Source organism: Micromonospora sp. NPDC049101 (assembly GCF_040648675.1).
Taxonomy (GTDB): Bacteria; Actinomycetota; Actinomycetes; order Mycobacteriales; family Micromonosporaceae; genus Micromonospora.
In genome coordinates, this window is sequence record NZ_JBEZED010000033.1 from 1 (window position 1) to 23,918 (window position 23,918).

General features: G+C 69.6%; 19 protein-coding genes and 1 pseudogene. 14 read left to right on the plus strand and 6 right to left on the minus strand.

Translation table 11 applies throughout. The features are described 5' to 3' along the window. The 5 genes from AB0B57_RS31670 to AB0B57_RS31690 form a co-directional block, all read left to right on the plus strand. Nucleotides 1-3,141 (plus strand): thioester reductase domain-containing protein (locus tag AB0B57_RS31670; RefSeq protein ID WP_357078174.1); only part of this gene is annotated, 3,141 nt, incomplete at its 5' end. Continuing rightward, entirely contained in the window at nt 3,107-4,336 is a 1,230-nt protein-coding gene (locus tag AB0B57_RS31675) for a cytochrome P450 (protein ID WP_357078177.1), read from the plus strand. The genes AB0B57_RS31670 and AB0B57_RS31675, both read left to right, overlap by 35 nt. A gap of 37 nt (nt 4,337-4,373) precedes the next feature. Further along, nucleotides 4,374-5,321 (plus strand): ATP-binding cassette domain-containing protein, encoded by a 948-nt coding sequence (locus tag AB0B57_RS31680; protein WP_357078180.1) that lies wholly within the window; start codon nt 4,374-4,376, stop codon nt 5,319-5,321. Nucleotides 5,322-5,351: 30 nt separating this feature from the next. Next, nucleotides 5,352-6,107 (plus strand): ABC transporter permease, encoded by a 756-nt coding sequence (locus tag AB0B57_RS31685; RefSeq protein WP_357078183.1) that lies wholly within the window; start codon nt 5,352-5,354, stop codon nt 6,105-6,107. 56 nt (nt 6,108-6,163) lie between these two features. Beyond that, the gene (locus tag AB0B57_RS31690; RefSeq protein WP_357078186.1) at nt 6,164-7,480 is read left to right on the plus strand and encodes a glycosyltransferase; all 1,317 of its coding nucleotides are present in this window, start codon (nt 6,164-6,166) and stop codon (nt 7,478-7,480) included. A gap of 43 nt (nt 7,481-7,523) precedes the next feature. On the opposite strand, the gene AB0B57_RS31695 is transcribed toward AB0B57_RS31690, so the two are convergent. The 3 genes from AB0B57_RS31695 to AB0B57_RS31705 are packed head-to-tail and all read right to left on the minus strand — an operon-like array spanning nt 7,524 to nt 10,110. After that, nucleotides 7,524-8,363, minus strand: a complete 840-nt coding sequence (locus AB0B57_RS31695) for a hypothetical protein (RefSeq protein ID WP_357078189.1) — start codon at nt 8,361-8,363, stop codon at nt 7,524-7,526. A 45-nt stretch (nt 8,364-8,408) separates the two neighbouring features. After that, nucleotides 8,409-8,738, minus strand: coding sequence for a LuxR C-terminal-related transcriptional regulator (locus AB0B57_RS31700; protein WP_357078192.1), 330 nt, complete (start codon nt 8,736-8,738; stop codon nt 8,409-8,411). 25 nt (nt 8,739-8,763) lie between these two features. Further along, the gene (locus AB0B57_RS31705; protein WP_357078196.1) at nt 8,764-10,110 is read right to left on the minus strand and encodes a glycosyltransferase; all 1,347 of its coding nucleotides are present in this window, start codon (nt 10,108-10,110) and stop codon (nt 8,764-8,766) included. Nucleotides 10,111-10,743: 633 nt separating this feature from the next. Between AB0B57_RS31705 and AB0B57_RS31710 the strand changes: the two genes are divergently transcribed. The 6 genes from AB0B57_RS31710 (at nt 10,744) to AB0B57_RS31735 (ending at nt 17,452) form a co-directional block, all read left to right on the plus strand. After that, a complete protein-coding gene (locus tag AB0B57_RS31710; RefSeq protein WP_357078199.1) occupies nt 10,744-11,394 on the plus strand; it encodes a class I SAM-dependent methyltransferase in 651 nt (216 codons plus the stop codon). 15 nt (nt 11,395-11,409) lie between these two features. Continuing rightward, complete coding sequence (locus AB0B57_RS31715; protein WP_357078202.1) at nt 11,410-12,294, plus strand: glycosyltransferase domain-containing protein; 885 nt, start codon at nt 11,410-11,412, stop codon at nt 12,292-12,294. Between the two features lie 38 nt (nt 12,295-12,332). After that, complete coding sequence (locus tag AB0B57_RS31720) at nt 12,333-13,088, plus strand: sulfotransferase (protein ID WP_357078205.1); 756 nt, start codon at nt 12,333-12,335, stop codon at nt 13,086-13,088. Continuing rightward, complete coding sequence (locus AB0B57_RS31725; protein WP_357078208.1) at nt 13,078-15,339, plus strand: glycosyltransferase; 2,262 nt, start codon at nt 13,078-13,080, stop codon at nt 15,337-15,339. The genes AB0B57_RS31720 and AB0B57_RS31725 overlap by 11 nt, the downstream gene beginning before the upstream one ends. A 33-nt stretch (nt 15,340-15,372) precedes the next feature. Continuing rightward, nucleotides 15,373-16,515, plus strand: a complete 1,143-nt coding sequence (locus tag AB0B57_RS31730; protein WP_357078211.1) for a glycosyltransferase — start codon at nt 15,373-15,375, stop codon at nt 16,513-16,515. Between the two features lie 61 nt (nt 16,516-16,576). Further along, nucleotides 16,577-17,452 (plus strand): FkbM family methyltransferase, encoded by an 876-nt coding sequence (locus AB0B57_RS31735; protein WP_357078214.1) that lies wholly within the window; start codon nt 16,577-16,579, stop codon nt 17,450-17,452. Between the two features lie 82 nt (nt 17,453-17,534). Here the strand turns inward: AB0B57_RS31735 and AB0B57_RS31740 are convergent, their stop codons facing one another. After that, nucleotides 17,535-18,737 (minus strand): low temperature requirement protein A, encoded by a 1,203-nt coding sequence (locus AB0B57_RS31740; protein WP_357078218.1) that lies wholly within the window; start codon nt 18,735-18,737, stop codon nt 17,535-17,537. 211 nt (nt 18,738-18,948) lie between these two features. Here AB0B57_RS31740 and AB0B57_RS31745 point away from each other — a divergent pair, with 211 nt between their 5' ends. Next, nucleotides 18,949-21,159 (plus strand): hypothetical protein, encoded by a 2,211-nt coding sequence (locus AB0B57_RS31745; RefSeq protein WP_357078221.1) that lies wholly within the window; start codon nt 18,949-18,951, stop codon nt 21,157-21,159. 28 nt (nt 21,160-21,187) lie between these two features. Here AB0B57_RS31745 and AB0B57_RS31750 read toward each other — a convergent pair whose 3' ends face one another. Continuing rightward, nucleotides 21,188-22,273 (minus strand): branched-chain amino acid aminotransferase, encoded by a 1,086-nt coding sequence (locus AB0B57_RS31750; protein WP_357078224.1) that lies wholly within the window; start codon nt 22,271-22,273, stop codon nt 21,188-21,190. A gap of 223 nt (nt 22,274-22,496) precedes the next feature. On the opposite strand from AB0B57_RS31750, the pseudogene AB0B57_RS31755 reads away from it, so the two are divergent. Next, nucleotides 22,497-22,655 (plus strand): annotated as a pseudogene (locus tag AB0B57_RS31755) (4'-phosphopantetheinyl transferase superfamily protein); the annotation flags it as partial. 46 nt (nt 22,656-22,701) lie between these two features. Continuing rightward, the gene (locus tag AB0B57_RS31760) at nt 22,702-22,857 is read left to right on the plus strand and encodes a hypothetical protein (protein WP_357078227.1); all 156 of its coding nucleotides are present in this window, start codon (nt 22,702-22,704) and stop codon (nt 22,855-22,857) included. A gap of 146 nt (nt 22,858-23,003) precedes the next feature. On the opposite strand, the gene AB0B57_RS31765 is transcribed toward AB0B57_RS31760, so the two are convergent. After that, a complete protein-coding gene (locus tag AB0B57_RS31765; protein ID WP_357078230.1) occupies nt 23,004-23,870 on the minus strand; it encodes an alpha/beta hydrolase in 867 nt (288 codons plus the stop codon). Nucleotides 23,871-23,918 lie beyond the last annotated feature (48 nt).

Genomic DNA, 23,918 nt, shown 5'->3' on the forward strand with positions numbered 1-23,918 from the left:
ACCCACGCCCTCACCGCCCTCACCACCAACACCGAACACCCCCACCTCACCCACCACCACACCCCACCCACCACCACCACCCACATCACCTTCCTCGTGCCCGCCGCGTCGCCGGACCCCGAACCCCTGGTCACCTGGTGGCGCACGCACGGGGTCGTCGCGGACACGGTGCTCACCGAGCGCGATCCCGAGGAGTTCCGCACCGCGGTCAAAGCGGCCACGGCCAGCGGCACCGCGCTGCTCATCGAGCTCGGCCCCCGTGGTCTCGAACGTCTCGTCCGGGACTCTCCCGGCGGGGACACCGCCCTCTACCTGCCGACCTACGCCCCCGACGACCCGGACCCGGAACACCGGCGTCTCATGCACGAGTCGCTGGGTGTGCTCTGGACCCGGGGAGTCCCCGTCGACTGGTCCGCGGTCTGCCAGCGTCCGGAGCGGATCCCGCACCTTCCGCGTTACCCGTTCGAACACCGCGACTACTGGGTCCCGACGCTGCGGCACGAGATGACCCCGGTGCCGACGTCGCGGCACGAGATGGCACCGGCCGACGCAGGCACCGGACTGCTGCCGCACTTCACCGACACGGCGTCCGGGCAGCTCATCGCCGAGACGCACCTGTCGCTGGCGGCGCTGCCGCTGCTCGACGAACACCGCGTGCACGACCGCATCCTGGTCCCCGCCATCGTCTTCCTCGAACTGGTGCACCGCTGCGCGCAACGCGCCCTCGACGGGCCGTTCGCCGTCGGGCGCCTGGCGTTCAGCCGACCGTTGATCCTCGCGGACGACGCCGCGCGCACGGTGCAGACCATCCTGGACCCGGATGACGATGGTGGCGCCCGCGTCCGCGTCTTCGCGCACGACCCGGACAGCGGCTGGCAGCAACTGCTCGAGGCCGACATCGTCGCCGCCGACTCGAACAACGCCGATTCGGGCAACGCCGACTCGGACAACGCCGACGAGTTGGAACCGGAGGAGTTCGAGCGGGCCCGCGGCCGGTGCCTCGACGACCTCGACCACGACGAGTTCTACGAACGAGCCTGGCATCCGTCCTTCGCCCTGGGCGCGAGCTTCCGGCTGGTGCAGTCGGCGCTGCGCGGCCGGGCCGCCGCGGTCGGGTACGTCGCCGCGCCGGACCCGTCGTGCGCCGCGCTGACCGCTGGGGTACGGCCCGACCTGCTCCTGCTGGACACCTGCGTGCAACTGATCGCGGTGGCGGCCGGGGCGGACGCCGGACCCGAACGGCCGCTGTACGTCGGCACCGGGTTCGCGGGCATGACAGTCCAGCGAGCCTTCACCGACGGCGAGATCCGCTGCACGGCGGTTCTGCGCGACGCCCCCGGCCGCGACGACGGTCTGGTCGGCGACGTGTCGATCACCGACGAGGACGGCCTGCTCTACGCCCTCATCAGTGGCGTGTCCTTCAGCCCACTCACACCGGAGACCGTGGAGCGGCTGACCGCCGGGCCGTCCTCGATGTCGAGCGGCTCGCCGACCCGGGCCCAGACGGGCCCGAAGGTCGCCCGACCCGACGTGTCGCGACTGCGCCGGACGAGCCCGCAGCAGGCACGCGAACGCCTCCAGCGGTACCTCGCGGCGCTGCTCGCCTCGGTCGAGGGATGCGAGCCGGAGGACATCGACCCGGCCGGGCCGGTCACCGCACGGGCCGACTCGCTGATGATCGCCGAGTTCCGGAGCGCGATCGAACGTGATCTCCACGTACGGGTTCCGATGGACGTCCTCTTCGACAACGCGTCGCCGGCCACGCTCGCCACGATGCTCGCCGACGAGATCCGCGCCGCCGACCCCGGGGTGCCCGCACAGGCTGGAGACCCGGTCGCGGCCCCGGCACCACCGGCGCTGGATCCCGTCCTCGCCGCCCAACCCCGCCCGCTGTCGATACTGAAGACCGGCAAGCTCACCCGGATGAGCGTGGACGAGATGGCCGCGCGCGCCGCGCTGCCGCCGTCGATCGCCGCCGACACGTCCGCCTGGCATCCCGACGGCGCACCGCGGGCCAGCCTGCTGACCGGCGCGACAGGTTTCGTCGGCGCCTTCCTGCTTGCCGAACTGCTCGAACGGCGCGACGGCGATGTCTACTGCCTGGCCCGGGCCAGCAACGCGCACCGCGCGCTGGAGCGGATCCTCACCAACCTCGACACCTACGGCATCGACGTCGACCGGCACCGGTCCCGGATCGTCGCGGTGCCCGGTGACCTGACGGAGCCGGGCTTCGGCCTGGGCGACGAGGCGTTCGCCGACCTGCACGCGCGTTGCGGCGACATCGTGCACTGCGGCGCCCAGGTCAAGTGGACCTATCCGTACCGGGCGCTGGAGCGGGCCAACGTGCACGGCACCCGGGAGGTGCTGCGCCTCGCCACGTTGGCCGGCCCGGCACGCCCGGTGCACCTCATCTCCACCGTCGGGGTGTTCTCCTCGGTGGAGTACGAGCCGGACACCGTCCACGAGTGGCAGCTGCCGATCGAGAGCGGACCGCTGTCGGTGGGGTACGCGCAGTCGAAGTGGGTCGCCGAGCAGATGATCCGCACCGCGCACGAGCGGGGCGTACCCATGACGATCCACCGGGTCAACGCCGGCGGGGACAGCCGCACCGGGGCGTTCAACCGGCACGACCACCTGAACATGATGCTCAAGGGCTGCATCGAGGCCGGGGTGGGGCCGCGCGAGGTCAACATCCACCTCCAACCGGCGCCGATCGACTACGTGGCGGCGGCGGTGGTGGAGGCGGCCCGCCGCCCCGAGTTGAACGGCGCCACCTTCCACCTGGTCAACGACAGCGACCTGACCTGGCCGCAGCTGTTCGAGATGGTCCGCGCGTTCGGGTATCCGATCGACCTGACCAGCTGGGACGACTGGCGTGAACGGATCACCGGCTCGCGTTCCGGGACCATGGCGCTGCTCGGCCTGGTGCCCTTCCTCGTGGACACCATCGACGACGCGCGGGTGCCACGGTTCGAGTCGACGTCGACCCGCCAGACCCTGGCCGGGCTCGGACTGACCTGCCCGCCGCTGACCACCGGGCTCCTCCACACCTACCTGCGACGGTTCATCTCCGCCCGGTTCGTCGACCCTCCGAAGGGAGCAGTCCGTGCACTCCGTGACGCACGAGCCGATCAACTATGACCCGGCCGATCCCGCGCATCGCGTCCTGCCCTGGCCGATGTACCGCCGGCTGCTCGAGGAGGCCCCGGTCCACCGTACGACCGCCACGACCCCGGACGGCGAGGACTTCTACCTCCTGAGCCGGTACGACGACGTGGCCGTGGCGCTGCGCGACCGCCGGCAGTTCTCCTCGCACGTGCGCCGGGGCGACTTCCTCGATCTGCCGATCATGGTGAACCGGGACGCCCCGGACCACACCAGGCTGCGCCGGGTGACCAACCGGGCCTTCGGGCCGCGCGCCCTGAGCACCCTGAACGGATGGATTCAGCAGACCGTCGAGGAACTCGTCGACGACCTGCTGGCCCAGCGCTCGGTGGAGTTCGTCGACCAGTTCAGCACCGCGCTGCCGCTGCGGGTCGTCGGCGGCATGCTCGGCTTCCCGATGGAGCGCAAGGCCGAGATGCAGCGCTGGTCCCAGGCCGTCATCGAGGTCTTCTCCGTGATGGGCGGCCTGGACCCGGAACAGGTGCCGGGTTTCTTCGAGGACTTCATGGGCCTGGTGGGGTACATCGACGAGTTGGCCGCCGAGCGCGTGGGCTGCCCGCACCGCGGCGACATCCTCAGCGATCTGGTCAGTCGCAGGGAGTCCGGGGACGTCGACCACGACGAGATGGTCGGCCTCGGTTGGTCCTATGTGGCCGCCGGCATGGAGACCACCATGAACCTGCTCGGCGGCGGGGTGCGGATGCTGCTGGAGGACCGGGAGTTGGGCCGGGTGCTCGCCGCCGATCCCGACCGCACCGACGACTTTATCGACGAATACCTTCGTCTATATACTCCGACGCCATGGTTGCTGCGCCGCGCAGAGGTGGACGTCGATCTGCACGGCACCGTGATCCCGCGCGGCGCCCTCGTGCACGCGCTGCTCGCCGCGGCCAACCGCGACCCGCGCAAGTTCCCCGACCCCGACGTGTTCGACCTGGACCGCCCGAACAAGGAAGACCACATGGCCTTCGGCGCCGGGCCGCACTTCTGCCCGGGCGCCGTGCTCGGCAAGATGTTCGCGGGCAGGGCATTCCGCGCTCTCTACCCGCATCTGGACCGGATGTCGATCGACCCGGACCGTCCGCCGCGTCTGCGATCACGGCCCGGCACCTACGGCATCGAGCACATGGGTGTGCTCATCGAACCGGCATCGCGGGCCGACGTGGCGTGAGTGCGCGGAGACCGCCACAACCCTGAGAGCGGGAGACATGATCGAGAGTTTCGGGCTGGGCAAGACCTTCCGCGGTCGTCGCAGCAAGGTCGAGGCGGTGAGCGGCGTGGACCTCGTCGTGCAGGCCGGGGAGGTCTTCGGCTTCCTCGGGCCCAACGGCGCGGGCAAGACGACAACGGTACGGATGCTCGCGACCCTGCTGCGTCCCTCCTTCGGCCGGGCCACCGTCTGCGGCGCCGACCTCGTCGAGCAGCCCCGCGAGGTCCGCAAGCACATCGGCTACGTCGGCCAGCGGGGCGGCACCGACCCGTCCATGACGGCCTGGCAGGAGCTGATCATCCAGTGCCGGTTCCACGGCATGAACAAGTCCGCGGCACTGGCCCGCGCCGAGTGGGCGGTCGACGCCTTCGAACTGGGCGACTGTGCGGACCGGCGCACGGGCACCTACTCGGGCGGGCAACGCCGGCGTCTCGACCTGGCGCTCGGCATGATGCACTCGCCCAAGCTGCTGTTCCTCGACGAACCGACCGCCGGCCTCGACCCGCCGAGTCGGGCGAACCTGTGGGTCCAGGTGCGCAGGCTGCGCGACGAGGGGATGACGGTCTTCCTGACGACGCACTATCTCGACGAGGCGGACGCGCTGTGCGACCGGCTGGTCATCATCGACCGCGGCCAGATCGCCGCCGAGGGCACCCCGCAGGACCTCAAGCGTGAGATCGCGGGCGACATCATCGTGGTCGGGGTGGAGGGCGACGCGAAGACGATCCACAAGGTGTTGGCCGAGCAGCCGTTCGTTCGGGACGCGGACGAACCCGATCCGCAGACCGTCCGCCTGTTCGTGGAGAAGGGCGAGACCGCGCTGCCGCACGTGATGCGCCTGCTCGACGCCCACGGCGCGCAGCTCACCTCGATCGCCCTGGAGCGGCCGTCGCTGGACGACGTGTTCCTCCGCAAGACCGGCAGGTCGCTTCGCGATGCGAAATGACGCCTTCCCCGCACAACCAAGGAGTGCACCGTGAAGTTGCTCACCGAGACCTGGCTGGTCTACCAGCGCGCCATGATCCGTACCTTCCAGAGTTTCCGGGGGGTGGTGGTGATGACGGTCCAGCCCCTGTTCTTCCTGATCCTGTTCGCCCCCCTGCTCAAGAGCAGCCTGCGCGGGGCGGACCCGGACAAGGTCCTCAACCTGTACGTCCCGGGTCTGCTTGTGCAGTTGGCCATCTTCACCTGCCTCTACGCCTGCTTCTCGCTCGTCGCCGAGACCCACTTCGGTGTGCTCGAACGGTTCCAGGTGACCCCGGTCAGCAGGTTCGCCCTGCTGCTCGGGCGCACCATGCGCGACGCGTCGGTGCTGCTCATGCAGTGCGTGATGATCACCCTGCCGGCGGTGGCGTTCGGGCTGCACCTGTACCCCCTCCAGGTGCTGCAGATGGCGGGTCTGCTGCTGCTGCTCGCCCTGGGCATCGCACCCCTGTCGTACGCGCTGGCGTTGATCTTCAAGACCAACGAGGTACTCGGTCCGGGGGTCAGCCTGATCACCATGCCGCTCACGCTGCTGTCGGGCATCTTCGTGCCGATGACGTACGCACCGGACTGGCTGCGCTGGCTGTCGCTGGCCAACCCGCTCACCACCGTGGTGGAGGGCGCCCGTGAGCTGTACGCGGGACACGCCTGGAACAGCGGAGTCGCCTGGGCGTACGGCCTGGCGGGCGTCGGTGCGGTCGTGTCGCTCACCTACACCGGACGGCTCTTCGCGCGTACCGCTGAGTGACCGCGCCGGTGTCACCGGCGCGGCGGAGTTCGCCACTGCAGGAGGGTGATCCCCACGTGACCTCGATTCTGGTAACCACGCACGCCATCACCGGGCACCTGCGCTACGCGACACCCCTGGTGCGGGAGTTGGTCGTCGCGGGCCACGACGTGCTCTGGTACACCGGTAGGGCGTTCGAACCCCTGGTCGTCGGGACCGGCGCGAGGTTCGCCCCGATGACCGCGCGCGCCGGGGCCGACGTCGGCGCGGGCGACGCGCTGCAGAGCGCACCGGACCGCGCCGGCGGGGTCGGCGGTTACGGCACCACAGTGCTGGAGGTGTTCGTTCGCCCCGTCGAGGCCTTCGTGGCCGACATCGACGAGCTGATCGACTCCTTCGCGCCCGAGGTGGTGGTGTCCGACCACAGTTTCCTGGCCGGGATGTTCGCGGCCGAACGACGGAACATCCCCCTGGTGGTGTTCTCGACCGGCGCGCTGCACGTGTCGAGTGTGGACACGGCACCGTACGGCACCGGGCTGCCGCCGGCGCGCGGGCCGCTCGGCCGGGCGCGCAACCGACTTCTCTACCAGTTGGTCCGGCGGGTCGTCATGCGCGAGCCGCAGCGGGAGGCGACCCGGATCCGGGCCGCGCTCGGCCTACCGCCGCTGCCGGGCTTCTTCTTCTCCTGGCCGCAGCAGATCGTCGACCGGTACGTCCAGTCGAGCATCCCCGAACTCGAGTACCCCCGGCGCGACCTGCCCGACTCGGTGGTGTTCTGCGGGCCGATGCGGCTGGAGGGGTTGGACGACTGGAAGGAGCCCTCGTGGTGGGGGCGGATCGCGCAGGCGCGGGCCGCCGGCCGGCCGGTGGTGTTCGTCACGCAGGGCACCGCCGCCACCGATCCGCTCGACCTCCTGCTGCCGACGATCAGCGGGCTGGCCGACGAGGAGGTGCTGGTGGTCGCCACGTCGGGTGGACGCGACCCGCAGGAGGTGCTGCCCGCGGAGCGCCGTCCGCCGAACCTGGTGCTGGAACCGTACATCCCGTTCACCGAGGTGCTGCCGCACGTGGACCTGATGGTCACCAACGGCGGTTTCGGCGGCGTGCAGACCGCCCTGGCGCAGGGCGTGCCGCTTGTCGCGGTCGGCGACTCGGAGGACCACATGGAGAACAACGCCCGGGTGCGGTGGTCCGGCGCGGGCCTCTGGCTGAGGAAGGAGCGGCAGACGGCCGAGCAGCTGCGCGACGCCGTGCACACGGTGCTGACCCACCCGGCGTACCGCGCCCGCGCCCGCGAGCTGATGACCGCCTACGAGCGCTTCCCGGACGGTGCGCGGGCAGCGACCCGGGTGGTGCTGGACGCCGCGACCGCGCGCCGCCGTGGTGCGGCCTGAGGACGGCACACACCATCCACGGTACGACGAGACGCGCCCACCTTCACGACGCCGCGTGCCGCTCGGCGGCCAGCACCCGGTTGACCCGGCGGATCTTGGCGTCCACGGCATCGTGGCCGACTGTTCTGAGGTAGCCGGCATCGTCGAGGTGCTGGTGATAGTGCAGCAGCACGGGATCCGAGGGCAGCGGGTCGACAAGGTGCGTCGGGTAGTTGAACCTCGGCGTGAGGTCGCACACGGCCAGGCCCAACTCGTGTGTCGCCAGCCCGAACGCGACCTGGTCGGTGTGGAACGTCAGGTCGCCGAGGACCTCCGGGCGGTCCAGCAGCCACCTGTTCCATCTCGGCCAGGCGCTCCCGATGGCCTCGAACGCCTCACGCGTCAGCACGTACACCCCGCCGTTGAAGTTGCGGGCGAAGGTCGGCTCTCCGGAGTGGGTGGCGAGGGCGAGACCTGGTTCGGAGTCGAAGCCCACCGCCGCGAAGATCCGCCGCCAGTGGTCGTACGACGGTCGCGCGAGGTCGACAGTCTTGGCGGCGATCATCTCCAGGCCGGCGAACAGGCCGGCGACGTCGTCGGCGAAGGCGATGTCGCAGTCCGTGAGGACGACCTGGTCGGCGTCTCGCAGCGCTTCGCTGTGCAGTTGGCTCAGCTTGTTGGAGTACGGATGGCGTCTGTCGAACGGCGGGACGGTGCGGATCTCCACGCCCAGGTCACGGAGGACGTCGAACTCGCGGCCGTCGACCCCTTCGACGAGGTGCATGACCAGCTCGGAGGGCTGGCGTCGGGCGATGCGCAGCAGCGTCGTACTCCAGATCCAGGCCTCGTGCCGGTATCTCGGGGAGCCGTCGACGACGCAGGAGAACTTCACCGTCTCGTTCATCCCCGGTCTTTCCGTGAGTGGGAGGGCAGGCTGAGTCGACGGACCCTACTCACCGGCCACGAACTCCCGCCGCACCTTGGGCGGCCAGGATCCGCTCTCGAAGATGCCCAGGGAGTACGCCCTGCCGACAAGCGCCGTCCGGTTCGTCACCCGGAACTTGCGCAGTAGTCGTCCGATGCGGTATTCCACACCCTGTCGGCTGAGAAAGAGGCTGGCCGCCAGTTGCACGCTCGACGCGCCCGAGGCGACGCCCTCCAGGACACCCGCGTCCCGGACGTTCAGCGGCGGGACCTTGCGGGCGGGCACGGGCCTCGCCGCGTGCGGGGTGACCCGCTCCACCGCATCGATCCCCTGCGCCTCGTCGTCGCTTCGCATCGCGGATCCCCGGAGGCGCGTCATGCTAGCGATCCCCCGTGCGGACGGGTTCCCGCGTGCCGATCCGGCGCGCTTCGGCCAGAATCGCCGGGCCGAAATCACCCCACAGCCCGTCGAGCCTTGAGGTGATCACGACGGTGTCCACCGCCCGGTCCGGCAACGCGGTACGGACGCCCACGTTGTGGCGCACGTCGTGGCGGGCCCCGGCACCGTCGGCGACAAGCCGGTCCACGACCTGCCGGTCGAAGTCGGCGAGTACGCAGGACTGCCGGACAGCGGGCACGACGGCCCCCGCCCCGAGCACGGCGACGCGTGCGTCGGGCGCGATCGACTCGAACGCCTTCGCCAACTCGGCGGTGACGGTGCGCCCGGCACATTGGCGGGTCCAGTCCGCGACCCGGCGGCTGAGCATCTCCACCGTGCACAGGGCAGGCTCGGTGGGCGACTGCAGGACCAGCCAGCCGAGTTCGAGTGAGGGCTCGGCGAACCGGTACTTGGTGAAGAAGCTCTCCGCGTTGCGCAGGAGGCCCGCGAAGTTCACCGCGCCGTCCCGCTCGTGTGGCGACTCGATCGCCCACGCGTCCAGGCTCAGCTGGATCGCGGTGCCGTTACGGGCCAGCCGGTAGCCCAGGTCGACGTCGTCCAGGCCCCAACCGCGGAAGTCCTCGTCGAAGCCGCCGACCGCCCAGAAGTCGACGGCGGGTATGGAGCAGTTCGAACTCCAGAACAACTCCTCCGGGAAGATGCGCTCACCCAGGTCGAACCCGACCTTCTCGAACTCCTCGTGCCGCGGGTCACGAAACCTCGGCTCGTCCCGGTAGCGGTCAGCCACCTGCTGCGGTGTCAGCGTCCGGACGGCCTCGGCCAGCCCGGCCGGGGGCGCGTAGCTCGGGTCGTCGACCCTGCGTGGAGGGTATGCGTACACGTACCCGGCGATCGCCCGGCCGGGCACGGCAGGTGGGGTGTGCGCGAGCAGATGTGCCGTGAGCAGGTCCGGGCCGGCCAGCGTGGCACAGTCCAGGAACACCAGCACTGGTGCCGTGGCCAGCCGGGCGCCGGCGTTGCGCACCCGGGTGACGCCGTTGTCGCGCACCTGCGCGGCCCGGGCACCGAGATCCTCCTGGAAGAGGTACTTGAGCCGCAGTCGGCCGGCGAAGGAGTGGACGACGGACCGGGTCTCGTCGGTCGAGCCGTCGTCGGCGACGATCACGTCGTACTCGTCGACTCCAAGTGTCTGCTCGCAGAGGCTCTCAAGCGTGCGGCGCAGGTCCTGGGCGCGGTTGTGGGTGGGCACGACAACGGAAACCCGCGGTGTCGTGTCGCCGCCGACGAAGGACGATTCCGCGGTCGACTCACCGCCCCTTTTCGACACTCGGCCCTCCTCGTGCTGATTTTGCCGAAACAGTGTCCACCAGGCACCCAACCGCAGGGGAGCCGAGAAACGAGAAACCAGAAGAAGATAATCGCAGGCAACGTCGCCCGAACTGCATCCAATCCATCGAATACTCGTCCCACTTAACGATGGGCGTTGATATGTTAGCCACGATCCAGCGGGTGGTCAAGGCAGAGGAAACCCCCACAACGATCCGTCGCAGTTAGCGTTTGTCCGGCTTGGTAACGTATTTTGAACGGTGAAGACGTCACTGTGGCGGCGAGGCCACAGCGGTGACGACCTGGAGAAACGCCCCACCAGCCACGACGCCGTAACCAGCGGATTCGAACACCACCTTTGGGCGCAGACAACCGAAGATCAGCAGAAGCCCTACCCATTTACCACCCAGCCCACAACACAGGCGATTCCATTATCGAACCGGACAAAGCCACACCACGACGAAATCGCCGGGAGAACCGGCCGCCTGCCGCCAACGGAACTCGGCGGCCGACACCTACCGCACTCGCCCCAGCAATGGCACAATGGCTGCCATCGTCGGGCATCGATTGTTTACTCCAGGCCGCGCCAGCGCGATCCCCAGGTGGCGCAATCCCTACCCCGGGCGGAGAGTTTATGAATGATCAAGTTTGGCATGACCTGCTGGCCCTTCAGGTTTTAGCCCCGCTGTCATCGAGCTATCTGCCCTGGAATGTGGCGGCAATGCGTCCCAGCGGTGTCGTCGCCGTGCTCAACGAGGTCGTCATCAACCGGCGGCGCCACATCGTGGAACTGGGCAGTGGCATCTCGTCGGTCTACCTGGGACGCCTGGCCCGGCAGCGAGGGGGGCGGGTCTGGACGGTGGAGCACGACGAACAGTGGGCCGACACCATCGAACAGCAGCTCGCCGACGAGTCGCTGGACGACGTGGTGACTGTCGTGCGCGCACCCCTGGCGCCGACGGCGTCCGCGTGGCCGCACGAGGAGAACGCGTGGTACGAGACGGACGCCATTCGCCGCGGGATCGCCGACCAGCCGATCGACCTGCTCATCATTGACGGCCCGCCGGCGAGCGACGTCGCCCGGCAACACTCCCGGTATCCCGCGATCCCGTTCTTCGCCTCACTGCTCGCGGACGACTACGCAATCATTCTCGACGACATCGACCGACCCGGCGAGCAGGAAATCATGAAGCGCTGGGAGCAGGATCTCGACATCAGTTTCGAACGACAGATCCTGGCCGGCGGAATCGGAATCGGCCGCCCACGGCCGTCATTCACGGTCTGAAACCCGAGGGGCGACATGAAGATTGTCACCATAGCATCCGACCTCGACCAGCCGTTCCTCCAACGCCTCCTGATCCCGTCCTGTGGCATTCTCGGACTCGACCTGGTCATTCTGCACTCCACCAAGGACGGCTTCCGACACAGCGACAAGCGGTCCATCATCACGGGCTACCTCGCGCAGCACGTCGAGGCCGATGAGCTCATCGTGTTCACCGACGCGTACGACACGTTGTTCATTCGCGGACAACAGCACATCGAAGAGGTCTACGAGACCTTTGCGCAGCCGGTCGTCTTCAGCGCCGAGGTCGGCAGTTGGCCACTGGGTGCCCTCGGATTCGCCATCCTGGACGCTCCCCCCACTCCGCCGTACCCCTTCCTCAACAGCGGCGGGTACATCGGCCCGGCCGGCGTTCTGCTCGACCTGCTCGACAGATACCCGCAGCCGCCGAGCGACCGGTTCGGGCTCCTGCGGAAGTTGCGGCAGTTCGGCTACGACACCAACGAGCGGTACGCCTTCAGTGACCAGTACTACTGGACACTGGTGCAGCTTCTCGAAGGCGAGACCGTGGCGCTGGACCACAGCGGCCAACTCTTCGAGAACCTCGGCCCGCCCATACCCGATGTGTGGGACCTGCAGATCCTGCTCGGGCACTACGAGTTCTACACGCAGGACCGGAAGGCGACCAGCTACCGGCAGGAGCGCGCGCGTCTCGAAGAGGTGCTGAAGACCCCCAGCCAGGCCGCGCACATCCACTTCTCCAATCCCATGGGCAAGGCCGCCGCACTGGACCTGCTCGACGAGGGGAAGCTGCCCGACTGGCTGCGCGAGGTCACCGGGTCCACGACACCGGCCGCTCGGGCGGCGACGGTCGTCGCGGTGGACCAACTGGTCGGCAACTGAGCACGCACGAGCCCAGGTGAACAACAGACGGAGGACGTGTGCACGCTGACCCGGGAGCTCGGCTCGTCGAGGAGCCAGCCTTCATCCTGTCGGCCATCCGGTCCGGATCAACCCTGCTGCGATGCATTCTCAACACACACTCACAGATCTGCGCGCCCCACGAGCTCCACCTGCCGCACACGAGGGTCGACACCACGACCTGGTACACCGAGCTGGCGCTGCGCACCGCGGGATTCCCCGACGAGGAGCTCGCCTTCCTCCTGTGGGACCGGATCCTGCACCGCCTGCTGGAGGCCAGCAAGAAGTCGGTGCTCGTCGAGAAGACACCCGGCAACTCGCTGTCCTGGCGTCGGCTCAGCGAGTGCTGGCCGCGTGCCCGCTACATCTTCCTGCTGCGCAACCCGGCGGACATCATGAGGTCCGCGCTGCGGGTCGGGCCTGATCCGGAGTCCACTGTCGTTCCGATCGTGCTCGAGATGATCGACGGAGTCGAGGACGCGCGGCGCGAGCTGTCGGGCCTCACGATTCGGTACGAGGACCTGCTGTCCGACCCGGTCGCGTCGACGAAGGCCGTCTGCGCCTACCTCGACGTCGACTGGGAACCGACGATGCTGGAGTACGGCCAGGCGGACCACGGCCCGTTCGAGCCGGGAATCGGCGACTTCGGTGCCGCCATCCGCTCCGGTCAGGTGCAGCCCCGGCCGGTGACGACGACCGCGCAGCCCGTCCCCGACTACCTCGAAGACCGATGCGCTCGCTGGGGCTACACACCGGAGGCACGGGATGCCCGCTGAGCCCGCGACGCCCACTCGCACGCTCGACCTCTCCAGGCTTCCGCCGCCGGCTGGCCTCTGGCCGGCTCGCGTCACGCCAGACGTGCTGCCGTTCCAGGCGGACACCTTCGATCGTGCCGTCGTCGGGTTGGACGCTCTGCAGGCCGCGCGGCTCCCACGCCTGTTCGACGAACTGGGTCGCGTGGTGGTCGACGGTGGTGCGATCGAGTTCGTGGTGCGTGACGACGAGCCCGTCGACGGTTTGACGATGCGCTTTCCGGACCTGATCGCGGCGGTCCTCCAGGCGTTCGACGTCTCCGCCATCGCGTCGAACGACGGTCTCCTCGCCATCCGCACCCAGAACGACGCCGGGAGACGACCCGGCGACGTCACCCTCGGGACCACCGATTCGACAGCCGACGCCGCGGCCGCGCTCCTGCTCATGATGCGCGACCGCGACATCGAACGGGCCGCAACGCAGGCACCGCCGAACGCGTCGCCTCCCGCCGTCGACGACGGCTCGCCGACGACCGGCCGGCCCTGGCGCATCGAGGTGGCCACCGGCGACAGCGCACCGGCGCACGCGGTCCGGTTCGAGTCGGCCAGCCTTCCGACCACACCACCGCGGCGGCCCGACCTGCGCGTCGCGGCCGTCCTCGGCGAACGGTCGCGGCTGGCGCTGCGGTACGAGTTCGGTGTGCAGCCGGTCCGGCGGGGCTCGTGGCGCGCGGCCTTTCGGCCGGCGCCGCCGCACCTCCTCCTGGTCGAGTCCAGCTGCCCGGCCGACGATGCGGGCGGGCCGTTCACCCCCGACGGCGGGCTCCACCCGTGGGTCGTGGAGCTGCTGGACCACTGCCGCCAGCACGCCGTTCCCACTCTCTTCTGGAACAACGACGACCCGTCGGGCTACGAGCCGTTCCTGCCCGTCGCCCGCCACTTCGACTGGGTCTTCACGGTGGACCCGAGCTGCGCGCGCCGATACCGGGCGGACCTCGGGCACGAGCGGGTCGGTGTCCTGCCGTTCGCGATCCAACCGCGTATCCACAACCCGGTGGGAGCCTTCTCGCACGCCGTCGGCGACATCGCGTACGTCGCACCACGTCACGATGTCGGCGCCGAGTTCCTGAGCGCCACCGCCGGTCTCGGGCTGCACGTCCTCCTGCTCGACGAACCCGGGTCGCACCCCGCGCTCTCCCCCGCCCTCAAGGATCACGTCGCCAGTCACGTGACGTACGACCAACTGCTGAGCGCGTACCGGCGCTACCGGGTCTTCCTCCAGGTGGACCCGGTCTCGGACCCCACGACGCTCTCGCCCGCTCTCCTGGAGCCGCTGGCCTGCGGCACCCCGGTGCTCGGTGGCCCGTCACCGGCGGCCGTCGCGATGGTGGGCCCCGGCGGCGTGGCGGCCATCGCGGACAGGTCATCGCCGCAGATGCTGGTCAAGGCCCTCCTGTCCAGCACCGAGCTGAGAGACCGTCAGGCCGTGCAGGGGGTCCGGTGGGTCATGCGGGAGCACACCTACGCGGACCGCGTCGACGATCTCCTGCGGACGGTCGGCCTGCGCTCCAGCCCGAAGCCGCCGCCCCGCGTCTCGATCGTGGCGCCGACCCATCGACTCGGCGGATACGAGAGCATCATCAGAAACGTCGGTCGCCAAACCCATGCCGACCTGGAGCTGATCCTCGGCCTGCACGGCGTCGACGAACCGGAGTCGCGCATCCGGGACGCCGCAGCCGCCCAGTCGATCCAGCACCTCACGGTGGTGCGCCTACCGAGTGAGCTGTCACTGGGATCCGTGTGCAACGAGCTGATCAAGACGGCGTCCGCGCCGTACGTTGCCCGGTTCGACGACGACGACCTCTACGGCCCGAACTACCTGGAAGACCAACTGCGCGCCTTCGAGTACACCGAGGCGGACATCGTCGGCAAATGGACCAGGTTCATCTTCCTCGAGAGGCTTCCCGCCCTCGGCGTGATCTTCCCCGGCACCGAGCACGTCTATGGCACACCCCTGTGCGGCGGGACACTCCTGATGCGCCGGGAGTTGTGCGATGTGGTGAGGTTCGCCGACCAGACCAGAGGCGAGGACATCAGGTTCGTCATCGACGCGGCCCAACAGGGGTACGCCACCTACGCGACCGACCGCTTCAACTACGTCTACGTACGCCACACCGACACCTCCCGACACACCTACCAGCCGGCAGACCTCGACCTGCTCGCGCAGACCAGGATCGTGTCGTTCGGCCCGTCACTCGACCACGCGTTCGCCTGAGCGGTACTGATGAACACACCGAGGCGTCGATCCATGCGGGTCATCTTCACCGGGGTGCCGCTGCTCGGCCACCTCCTGCACCAGGTGCCGACCGCACGAGCCTGCATCGACCAGGGGCACGCGGTGTCGGTGCTGGTGCCGGAGTCGGTGACGAAGGTCTTCGGCGGCGAGGAGTTCGAGATGCTTCCCGCCGGCGCGGATGCGGGTGCCCTCCGTGCCGAGGTGCTCCGCCGTACCGGTGAGGATGTCATGGCGGGGGCGACACTCGCCGCCCAGCTTGAGGCCTTCGGCAACACCAGGATCGACCTCTCCGCGGCGGACAGCCTGGCCGCGGCTCGGGCCTGGCGGCCGGATCTGATCGTCACCGATCCGACGGACGTTCTCGGGCCGCTCGTCGCCACCGCCCTGGACGTGCCCGCTGCCACGCTGACGGTCGGGCCGGAGGGTTCGCCGGAGTTCCAGCAGAGGTTGCGGCAGCAGGTGTCCGGGCAGTACGAAAGCCGCGGACTGACGCCTCGGCCGGCCCGCTGGGTGCTGGACGTCTGCCCTCCGGCGATGCGACGCGACGACTGGCAGGCCACTGAACGATGGCGGCCACTGCGCCCCGAGGCCCACCGCGCTCCACCCGGCCAGCGCGCCCCCGTGCTCCGCGCACTTGTCGGGCAGCCCCGGATCCTGGTCACCTTCGGCACCCTCTTCACCGACGCCCGGCGGCTCGACCCCATCCTGCGCGCGCTCGCCTGCACCGGCGCGGCGCTGCGGGTGCCCGTCGGGCTCACCGCCTCGGCGGACGACTTCGACGTCGACCACGCGGCGGTCGTCTTCGAGCCGTTCGTGCCACTGCACGACCTGCTGGCCGACATCGATCTGGTGGTGTGCCACGGCGGCGCCGGAACCGTGCTCGGCGTGCTGGCCACCGGGCTGCCCATGGTGGTCGTGCCGCAGGGAGCGGACCAGTCCATGCATGCCGGCCGGGCAGCCAACGCGGGCGCCGCCGTGCAACTCCGGCCGGACGACGTCACACCGGAGACCGTCGCCCGGGCCGTGGACACGGTGCTCGGCACGCCCAGCTACCGCACCAACGCCGGCAGGATCGCCGACCAGATCGCCGCCATGCCATCCCCCACGGAGGTGGTCACCGCGCTGGCCACGGAATTGCTGACCGACGCGCGGTGACACCTCGGCAGAACCCGTTGCACCCGACAAGATCCGTCGTACGTCCGGAGGTGACCCGATCATGGCTGACCACATCGACCCGGCACGATCGACGGCGCTGGTCGAGATCCTGCGGCCCGAGCGACGGCCGCGCATCCTCGACGTCGGCGCCAACCCGCTCGCCAACCCCCTGGACCGGCCCCCGTACGAGACTCTCGTCGAGCAGGGCCTGTGCGAGGTGTGGGGCTTCGAGCCGCAGGAGCGCGCGTACCGGGAGTTGCTGAGGACCAGGCGGGACAACGAGCACTACCTGCCGTACGCCATCGGCCGGGGCGGCCCGGCGACCCTGCACGTCTTCCGGAACGGCGCCTTCAGCAGCATGTACCCGATCCATCTGCCATCGATCGACTTTCTCGACCGGTGGCGCGACGAGACCACGCTGGTGGAGACGATCGACATGGAAACCCATCGGATCGACGACCTGCCGGGCATCGTCGACATCGACCTGCTCAAGATCGACTGCCAGGGCTACGAGGTCGAGGCGATGCGGGGCGCGGAGAAACGGCTCGCGGGCGCGGTCACGATCATCCCGGAAGTCCGGTTCCTGCAGCTGTACGACAACGAGCCGAACCTCTGCGGCCTGGACGGATACCTGCGCGCCCAGGGGTTCATGCTCCACAAGTTCCTGTTCGTCAAGTCGACCCTCATCAACCACTCCCGATTCGGCAGGCTGCCGAAGGAGCTGACGGTGAACCAGGCGGTCGACGGCGATGCCGTCTACATCAGGAACCCGGTCGCACCGGAGCTGACCACCGAGCAGCTGAAGAACCTCGCCATCTTCGCCGACGCGGTCTTCTTCTCCTTCGAACTCGTCATTCGGTGCCTCGACATTCTCGCCGCCCGCGGGGTCGTCACCGACGCCGACATCCAGTCGTACGTCGACCGGCTGGTCGGCTGAGCCGCGCGACGGCACCGGCCGCGTCTTCCACCAGACGTAGACAGCTCCCGCGGCACGCTCCCGGCGGGGCTCGATCCGCCGCTCACCGCCGGGGTTTGGGCGGGTGCGGCTGTTCGGGTGGTTTCCCCATGGCATGAGCGGCGTCGGAAGCGGCGATGCCGGCGAGGACGGCGACCGCGGTGCCGGCCACGGCCAGCGGCGGCAGAAGGATCATGAACGGTGCGGCGCCGGCGAGCGCCAACGCGCCGATGATCCGCGAGTGCGACACCCGGTCGAACACGGCATGTTCCACCAGGGCTCGCCCGATCAGGAACAGCATCGGTCCGCCGAGGACGACGAGAATCCACGCCGCTTCCGTGTGTCCGAACGGATGTTCGATCACAATCTCGTACCCGACGGCGACGGTGACGATCCCCGTCACCATGAGGACGTGCGCGAGGAAGGCCTCCCGGATGAGGTGCGCGGGCTCAGCGGTGGCTCTGATCGCTTCGGGCAACAGCTGGCCCGCCCGGAAGAGGTAGACGCGAAACAGCAGCACGGTCGTGATGAAGGCGACCGCGAAGGCTGCCACGGATCCGATGTGCCGGAAGGACGTGTCGCTGTAGGCCGAGCCTGTCGTCAGGATCAGCTCGCCGAGGGCGATGATGAAGAACTGTCGGTAGCGCTCGGACAGGTACTCGGCCAGGACGGGCCACTGCCGTTGGGTGGGGCGGGTCCAGGGCGCGGGGTAGAACAGCAGCAGCGCCGCGCAGTCGATGGCGATCGCGAGCGTCCACAACAGCCCGCGGGCCAGGTCCGTCACGACCGCTCCGGCGATCCACGGCACGGCCGACAACGTGAACCAGAAGAACACCCCGGCCGCCCGGCGCTGAGCTTCGTGGCCGCGCAGCATCGGCACGATGACCAGACCACGAATGATGTGGACCGCGACGTACGCGCCAGCGAACGCCATGCCCCGGTCCCCGAACGCCTGCGGCACCGCCACCGTCATCACCAGCGCACCGAGCATGGCCGTGTAGACAAGCAACTGGAGCTGCGGCCGCTGTGGGTCGTAGAGGTCGGTGACCCACGCCGTGACGAACCACAGCACCATGAACGCCAGCAGCAACAGCAGCGTCTCGGCGGCCTCGACGAGGACGACCCGCCGCTCGGTGAGCTCCTCGACCAGCCGCTGTGAGACCCGGTTGAGAGCGAAGACGAACACCAGGTCGAAGAAGAGCTCCAGGAGGCTCGGCCGTTGCGGTTGTCCCGGCTTTCGAAGCAGCGCCGCTGCCGTTGTCGACATGGGCTGCCCATTTCTACCGGCTTCGCCTGTCCGGGTATTGGTACCACGCCGGGCAGGTCGTCGAAGCCATAGTCGAAGAATGCCGAAGACCGTACCTGCGGCTCAGGATTGCTTCTCCCGTCCTGGGGTACCCCGCTGCGCCACGCGGGCGCCGTCGGATCAGCCGAGCGGGTCGCTGTGAGCCGCGTACACGCCGAGGGACCGGTACCGGATGGATCAGCGGGAGGTGGGCGCGCGGGCCGGGGCTGACGACTTGGTGGAGCTGCGGGTGCACGGGGTGTCCGCCACGGGCCCGGACGACCTGCTGGATCGGCCACACGTGCAGCAGGTGGCGGGTGACCGCAGGGGCGGCTTCTACCGGCCGCGACCGGGAAACCAGCAAGACGATGCGGCGGACGGACCGACGCTGGAGGCCTACCGCTGGAACAATCTGCCCGCCGGCACCGCGACGCGCACGCTGTCGATGGTGATCCTGTTGCCCTTCATGCTGATCAACCTCGCCATCTGGATGCGTCCGGCCGCAGCCGGCCCCGACCCGGTGGTCAAGGCCCTGTGCCGGCTGTTGGCACTCACCCTGACCGGCATGTACGTGCTGAGCACCGTGGGCATCGCGCTGGACGTGATCGCGTGGAAGTGCATGTCCTCGCCGGAGTGCCTGGACGGGCGCAGCTGGCTCTCCTGGCTCGGGGAGCGTCCGGCCGGACTGCGCCTGGCGGTGCTCGCGCTGGCGCCGGCCGCCGCCATCAGCCTGGTGTGGGGGCTCAGCGCCCGCCCGGCGCTCCCGTTCCCCGTCTTCCGTGCGGCCGACCAGCCCCTTCCGGCGCACCGGCTCACCGCAGTCGGTCGGTGGGACAACGAGCCGCTGGTCGGTCGGCTGCGCTCGATTCACGTCACGGCGGCGTTTGCCACGCTGGATCTCAGCCTGCTCGGTGCCCGGGCGGCACAGGGCCTGTCGATCGGCACCGTCGCGCTGGGGGTAGCCGTCGGCCTCCTGCTGATCACGTGTGCGGTCCTGCTCTGCACCCCACCCCTGACCACGCCCACGGAGTGGCGGCTCGACCGGTTGGTCGGCGTGCTGCGCACGATCGCCCTCGGCCTGACCGTGGTGGTCTGGCTCCACGTTCTGACCAGTTCCGCCTCGTGGCCGGAGAGGAACGGGCTGCCCGGCTACAACCTGACGGTCGTCGGGCTGTTCATCGGTCAGGCGGTGCTGCTGGCCGCCCTGGGGGCGGTGCTGTTCTGGCACCGCGATCGCAAGCCCGGTGTCGCGCCCTCGCTCGGGTTCGGTGCCCTGGCGGCCTCCGTCGCCGCGATCAGTCTGGCCCTCACGTTCTCCGCCGAACTGGTCTATCGGGTGTCCGACGTCCTGAACAGGGGCGCGCCGACCGCGGACGCGCTGATCACCAGCCCCCCACGTGCCTGCATCTGGGCGATCCTCGGCTTCTCGCTGGCCGTGCTGGTGACGCTGGCCGTCGCCGGCGTGGTGTCGCTGGCGTCACGACCGGGACGGATCCGTGCCGCGGCGGCGATCGTCGCGCGCGACTTCCCGGACGCGCCGGCCGAGGCCAGGCCACGGCTGCGGCAGGTGCGCAAGGCCATCGCCCGCGCCCGGTTCACCGAGAGGCTGCTGCCGCTCGCGGTGCTCTACGCCTGCCTTGCCGGAATCGGCATCGCGGCGGTCGCGCTCGGCCTGCTGCCGACGCCTGCCGACGAACTGATCCAGCGGTACGTGGGGGTGCCGGCCAGCCTCGTCGACTTCGGCATCGGTGTCGGCAGCTACCTGATCGCCGCCATCATCGCCGGTCTGGTCGTCGGCGGAATCTTCGCCTACCGCACCCCCGGCTTTCGTCGGTACGTGGGCGTCGTGTGGGACCTGGGCACCTTCTGGCCCCGAGCCGCACACCCGTTCGCGCCACCGTGCTACGCCGAACGGGCCGTGCCCGAACTGACCTTCCGGATCACCCACCTCGTCGACTCCGGCCACGCGGTGGTGCTCACCGGACACAGCCACGGCTCGGTCCTGCTCGCCGCGACGGTGCTCCAACTGCCGCCACGGGTCACCGACCGGATCGCCCTGCTGACCCACGGCTCGCCGCTGCGACGGCTGTACGCCCGGCTCTTTCCCGCGTACGTCAGCGACGAGGTGATTCGCGAGATCGCCGATCGGGTGGACTGGCGGTGGGTGAACCTGTGGCGGGACACCGACCCCGCCGGCGGGCGCGTCTTTCCGCCGCACCGACCCGACGAGGCACCCGCCGCGTCGGACCGGAAGGCGACGGTGGACCGACGGCTTCGCGACCCCCGCGACGTCACGGCTCCGGCCGGCGACATCTTTCCGCCACCGATCAAGGGACACAGCCCCTGCGAAGCCGACGAGGCGTTCACCGAGGCGGTGCGTGACCTCGCCGGCCACCTCCGCTGAGCGAACAGGTAGTGCCGGACGTTCCTCGTCAGACGAGGCGGGTCATCCAGCCGTACGGGTCGGCGACCCGGCCGTACTGGATGTCGAGCAGATGGCGGCGCACCCGCATGGTCACCGAGTCCTCGGCGCCGGCCTTCGGGGCCGTCACCTCGCCGCCCTCCCAGACCAGGCGCCCGACCGGCGTGACCACGGCGCCGGTGCCACAGGCGAAGACCTCGGTGATCGCGCCGGACGCGACGCCCTCCTGCCATTCCCGGATCTCCACCGGGCGCTCCTCGACCTGCAGGCCGAGATCCTTGGCAAGGATGAGGATCGACCCCCGGGTGACGCCCTCGAGGATCGTGCCGAGTTCCGGGGTGATGATCCTGCCGTCGGCAGTGATGAAGTAGAGGTTCATGCCGCCCAGCTCCTCCACGTAGCGGCCCTCGGCGGCGTCCAGGAAACAGACCTGCTCACAGCCGTGCTCGACGGCCTCTACCATGGGCGCCAGGCTGGAGGCGTAGTTGCCGCCGCACTTCGCCTCGCCCGTGCCGCCCCGTGCCGCCCGGGTGTATTGGGTGGACAGCCAGATGGAGACCGGCTTGACGCCACCGGAGAAGTACGCGCCGACCGGGCAGGCGAGCACCATGTAGGTGATCTCCTTGGCCGGGCGAACCCCCAGGAACGGCTCGGACGCGAACATGAACGGTCGCAGATAGACGCTGTACTCGTCCTGATCCGGCACCCACACCTGATCGGCACGGACCAGTGCCTCGACCGAGGCCATGAAGTCCGGCACCGGCAACTCGGGCAGTGCCAGCCGTCGGGCGGACCGGGCGAAGCGCTCGCCGTTGGCCTGCGGCCGGAACGACCAGATCGAGCCGTCCCGGTGCCGGTACGCCTTCATCCCCTCGAAGATCTCCTGCGCGTAGTGCAGCACGGCCGCCGCGGGGTGCATGAGGATCGGACCGAACGGGATGATCTCGGAGTCCTGCCAGCCGCCGTCCGGCCTCCACACCGCCCGTGCCATGTGGTCGGTGAAGTACCTGCCGAACCCCGGATTCGCCATGATCTCGGCTCGCCGCTGCGCGCTCGCCGAGCTCGGATTCTGCTGCAACGGGAACGACAGGCTCATGGCCGGGTCCTCTCAATGGCCGCGTCCCTGAGCGCTCAGGTCACCGAGGATGAACACGCAGGGGAGATTTGTCAGATGACAGGTGGAGAATACCGACCGTGTTGTCGCCCACGGTGGACAGACCGCAGCGACTCGGAGGGACGGCGCGGCCGTGAGCCAGGGTGACGAGCGGATCGCCGCGGCCGCCGACGACGCCGCCCGTCAGGTGCTGAGCCGGGTGGTCGTGTGTGCGGGCACCGACCTCGTCGACGTCGACGACATCTGGGCCCCCCGCTTCGCGGATTGGCATCTCACCCCGGGAGAACGCGCCTACTGCCTGCTCGCGCGCGACCCGGCGGAACGCTTCGCCGTCCGCTTCGCCGCCAAGGAGGCGGTGTTGAAGGCCCTCGGGACCCGGCCTGAGCGGGGCGGCCCTGCGGGAGATCGAGGTGGTCCGCCGCCACTGCGGGCAGCCGGCACTGGCCCTGGCCGGGCGCGCGACGGTGCTCGCCGAAGCGGCCGGTGTCGGTTCCTGGCTGATCACCCTGACGCACAGCCGACATTTCGCTTATGCCTTCGTCGCGGGCGTCGGCCGACCGTCCTGAGCGCCTTCCCATTTATCTGCACGCCCAAGCTGGACACACAACTTCGTCTCGCCAGTTCTCGGCGTGAGGTGACGGTCCACAGTGCTTGGACGGCCGTGGCACCGCTCACCGCGATGCCACGGCCGACCTTGCCAGTGCGCGCCTTGTCAGGCGGTCGTCCTCGCCGCCTCCAGGATGACCTCGGTGACCTCGTCGGGGTGCGAGATCAGGCCCAGGTGGCCGGCGTCGATCCGGGTGATGTCGGCCCCGGCCCGCTTCATCATCTCCTCCAGGCGGGCCGGCGGGATGACCCGGTCCTCGGTGCCGATCACCGCCCATACCGGGATCGTCTTCCACGCCGGCTCCGTGGCCGGCTCCGCCGTAGCGTTCGTGGCCAGGGCAATCTGGGATACGGCGAGCACCTCCGCCTGACGCCGAGGCAGGCCGTTGGCGAAGCCGGTGATGAAGACCTTCGGCAGGACGTACGAGTCGGCCGCCCCCTCCGGGGCGCCGGGGAACGGCACGAGCTTGAAGACGCTCGTGGGGTCGGTCGCGGCCGGGTCCAGCACCGAGCCGGAGCCCGCGCTGAGATCCTCCACTGTCTCCCCCTTCTCCGGGGCGAAGGCGTCGACGAACACGAGTGCCTTGACGTTGTTGTTGCCGGTCGCGGCGTCGCTCGCCACAAAACCGCCGTACGAGTGGGCCGCGAGCACGATGGGACCTTCGATGGTGGACAGGAAGTCCTTCAGGTAGCCGCTGTCGATCGACGGCCCCCGGTTGGGTTGTGGCGCGACCTGGACGTCGAAACCGCGGGCCTGGAGTCTGCGGACCTCCCCACTCCAGCTTGAGCCGTCGGCCCAGGCGCCGTGCACCAGGACGATTGTTGGTCTGGTGCGGTGCCCCTCGTCCGGGGTTGGTCGCACACCGCCGTCCGCGGACACGCCTGGGGCGGCTGAGCCGAGCACCGTCACCAGCGTCGCGGCGGCGAGCGTTGCGGCGATGGTCTTCGGCCGACGTAGCGAGATACCGAGCATGTCTCTTCTCCCTCGTTGGTCAGTGGTTTCCGAGCGCGGGCAGATGTG